This is a genomic window from Bacillus sp. EKM202B, from assembly GCF_011066025.1.
Taxonomy (GTDB): domain Bacteria; phylum Bacillota; class Bacilli; order Bacillales; family Bacillaceae_G; genus Bacillus_A; species Bacillus_A toyonensis.
In genome coordinates, this window is sequence record NZ_JAAMNK010000080.1 from 1 (window position 1) to 2,423 (window position 2,423).

The following is a 2,423-nucleotide window of genomic DNA, read 5'->3' on the forward strand; positions in this document are numbered from 1 at the left end:
AGAAGCGTTAACATAACTGCTTCAATTAAAAACTGTAATAAAATTTTACTACGCGTCGCTCCAAGTGCTTTACGTACTCCAATTTCGCGCGTACGTTCTGTTACAGATACGAGCATAATGTTCATAACACCAATACCACCAACGACTAGTGAAATACCAGCGATACCGCCGATGATCATCGTCATAATACCGGTCATCTTTGAAATACCTTCTTGAAGTTCTTTTAAATTCATAACTTCGTATTTACCAGTTGCATCACTCGGTTTACGACTGTTTAAGACATCTGCAGCTTTTTTACCTGCTTTTTCTAAGTTATCTACATTTTTTGCTTGAACAGAAATATTTTGAATTTCATCTTTTCCATACAATGTCGGCCATAATGAAATTGGAATTAATGCTTCTGATGGTCCCATTCCCATAAACTCGTTATCTGATTTGTAGACACCGATAATTTGCATCGGTTGACCCTTCATTTCAATAATTTTACCGACTGGATTGGCATCCTTAAATACCTTTTCCTCCATTTGTTTACTAATCATGACAACGTTATTACCTTGATCCACATCTGATTCTTGTAAAGAACGTCCCTTTAACAACTTTACTTTATTTACTGAAAAATACTCACTGTCTAATCCAGTAATACTCACCATTTCTACTTTATCTTCAATATCAAGTGGTTCCATACTTGAATTTGTTGTTACAACATGTGAGATTTCTGGAATTTTTTTAATTTCAAAAATATCTTCTTCAGTTATTTTCGGTGCTTCTACCATCCCCATACCAAAAGGATCATTCATATCAGCACTATAATGAATCGGAACCGTTTGATTACCTGATCCAACAAATTGAGATTTCAATGCCGCTTCCCCGCCTTGCCCAATCGCAACGACGGTAATAATAGAGCCTACACCGATAATAATCCCAAGCATCGTCAAAGCCGAGCGTAGTTTATGAGCTAAAATAGACGATAAGGCAATTTTCATACTATCTAGTAAACTCATACTGCACACCTTCTATCTTCTGTAACTTTCCCGTCTCGCAGTACAATGCGGCGAGACGAATAAGCCGCTACTTCCTCTTCATGCGTAACCATAACAATTGTCGTACCTTCTGCATTAAGCTTCGTAAAAATATCCATAACTTGCTCACCAGACTTCGTATCTAGCGCACCAGTCGGCTCATCGGCCATAATGAACGTTGGGTTATTCGCAATCGCTCTTGCAATCGCTACACGTTGCTTCTGTCCACCTGATAATTCATTCGGTAAATGATGTACGCGGTCAGCTAATCCAACTTTACCTAACGCCTCTAAGGCACGCTTACGACGTTCTGCTTTCTTCACGCCACCGTATACGAGCGGAAGTTCAACATTTTCCACCGCAGAGAGACGCGGCAGTAAATTAAAATGCTGGAATACAAAGCCGATATATTCATTACGAATTAAAGCGAGCTTTGACTCGTCTGCTGTTAAGATATTCACATCATTCAGCATATATTCGCCTTCTGTTGGACGATCTAAACAACCAATAATGTTCATAAGCGTTGACTTACCGGAACCAGAAGGTCCCATAATCGAAACAAACTCACCACTCTGAATCGTTAAACTAATACCATGCAAAATCGGTACCGCAAGCTTTCCTTGATAATACGTCTTAGCAATATTATTTAGCGTAATCATTTCTCTTTCACTTCCATTCCGTCATACACGTTGTCGGAAGGATTTTTAACCACCTTTTGCCCCACTGTTACGCCTTCAGTAATCTCTGTCCAATCTCCATCAGTAGCACCTTTTTTCACATTTTGTTTACGAAGCTTTCCTTTTTCTTCGATATAAACAAATGCATCATCGTCTTTTTCTACAATGCTCTTACTTGGAACAGCAATCATCGTCTTATTCTCTAAGTTTACTTGTAATGAAACATGGTAACCTGGAGATAAACCGTCTTGGCTATCAAGACTTGCTTTATATGTATATTGGGACATATTTTGAGTTGCCTCACCTACACCACCAGCTTGACCCATCTCTGCACTCGTTGGGAATTCACTTACCTCTGTAATCTTACCTGTCCACTTCTTCTTATTATTTGCTTTCGCAGTTACAGTGAATGTTTGATCCTTTTGGATTTGTGACTTCTGAAGCTCTGTTAAAGTCCCTTGAACTTGGAACGGGTCTTTAGAAGCAACTTGTAAAAATGCCTTCCCTTGTCCACCTAACGCTTGAGATGAACTTTGCGCCGCATCTTTATCTAACTTTTGAACAACACCAGCAAAATTACTATAAATCGTAAGCTCTTTCTGCTTTTTATTTAACTCTTCTTTCTGTAACTTCCCTTTCTCTTTCTCAAGGTCAGTTGTTTTTTGCGCTATTTCTAACTCACTTACTTGCTCTTCCATCGGATCTGTTACTTCTTTCCCAGCTCCGC

At 39.0% G+C, this 2,423-nt stretch carries 3 protein-coding genes; all 3 read right to left on the bottom strand.

Annotated elements, in window-relative coordinates; all coding sequences use genetic code 11:
• Positions 1 to 1,001 (bottom strand): ABC transporter permease (locus G9F74_RS29330; protein WP_165406424.1); only part of this gene is annotated, 1,001 nt, incomplete at its 3' end.
• Entirely contained in the window at positions 998 to 1,678 is a 681-nt protein-coding gene (locus tag G9F74_RS29335) for an ABC transporter ATP-binding protein (RefSeq protein WP_000631624.1), read from the bottom strand. The genes G9F74_RS29330 and G9F74_RS29335, both read right to left, overlap by 4 nt.
• Positions 1,675 to 2,423 (bottom strand): efflux RND transporter periplasmic adaptor subunit (locus tag G9F74_RS29340; RefSeq protein ID WP_165406425.1); only part of this gene is annotated, 749 nt, incomplete at its 5' end. The genes G9F74_RS29335 and G9F74_RS29340, both read right to left, overlap by 4 nt.

What these genes read in the sequence shown, in the direction of transcription:
- G9F74_RS29335 (WP_000631624.1), bottom strand. Translation starts at nt 1,678, where the DNA reads ATGATTACGCTAAATAATATTGCTAAGACGTATTATCAAGGAAAGCTT.